Genomic DNA, 983 nt, shown 5'->3' on the forward strand with positions numbered 1-983 from the left:
GCGTGCGTTCGGCAGGCCGCGGTCCGATCTGCTCGGCTCGACCCGTAAGCGGCGCGCAGATAGCCGGCTAATCGGAGATGATCAGCACCTTTTGGCGGCGGAACACGTGGACCGCTGACTTTCTGATGTCTTCAGCTCTGCAATGATCCCGTGTAACAACCTGTTCCGAGGCGCGAATATGCATTCATGAGTCGTACGACAACGCGATCGATCAGCGTCGCAACGATGGCACTCGGTGCCGCACTGCTGCTTGCCGGATGTGGTCCCGCCTCGAACGACAGCACGTCCGCGCCGAGCACCCCGAACAACACGGTCACCTCGGCCAATGCAGTCACCGCGACCACAGCGGCGCCGACATCGGTTCCAGCCACGGCGACGACCGTCGCGTCCGAGTCCACGACGGCGGCGCCGGGCACCGACACGGATCGGCCCGCCGGCAGCTGGAACCCTTGTGACACTCCCGATTCCGCGCTCGCGAGTGCGGGCTTGAACGTCGCCAGCGAGCAACCGATCTCGAATCCCGGTTTCCCCACCGAGAAGTCCTGCAAATGGAAGACCGCCGACAACGCGCTCGAGTTCTACGTCACGGCCTACGGCATGCCGGTAGGTGAGCTGCGCCAGACCGGTAAGTACGTCGACTTCAGTTCGGTCACGGTGGCCGGCCGTAAATCTCAGCAATTCCGTGCGGCGCAAGACACTCACAAGCTCGGGTGCTACATCGCGGTACCAGCGTCTTTCGGTGGTGACATTTTGCTCTTGGCGTCACGAATCTGGAACCCTCAGGGCGGCACCGACGGATTCAACTCCTGCGACGATGCCCAGCGCATCGCCAACTCCCTGGTCAACCACATACCCTGACGCACTAACGCTCGGGTGCAATGGTCCTGCTCATCTTTGCCCGAAGCCTATTCTCGGACACACCGACCCACGCCCCTGCCAGTGCCAGTTCTGCTGCGTGAACCCAGGGATCAAAGGGCCGATTC

At 62.7% G+C, this 983-nt stretch carries 1 protein-coding gene; it reads left to right on the forward strand.

All coding sequences use genetic code 11. The features are described from left to right. The first annotated feature begins 186 nt into the window (after positions 1-186). Positions 187-858 (forward strand): DUF3558 domain-containing protein, encoded by a 672-nt coding sequence (locus ACLMAL_RS39640; protein WP_412003773.1) that lies wholly within the window; start codon positions 187-189, stop codon positions 856-858. The last annotated feature ends 125 nt before the right edge of the window (positions 859-983 follow it).

The sequence above is a fragment of the Nocardia sp. CWNU-33 genome (assembly GCF_046764895.1).
Taxonomy (GTDB): domain Bacteria; phylum Actinomycetota; class Actinomycetes; order Mycobacteriales; family Mycobacteriaceae; genus Nocardia.

Bases quoted from the DNA above. Each gene is read 5' to 3' on its own strand.
- ACLMAL_RS39640 (WP_412003773.1), top strand. From the start codon at position 187: ATGAGTCGTACGACAACGCGATCGATCAGCGTCGCAACGATGGCACTC.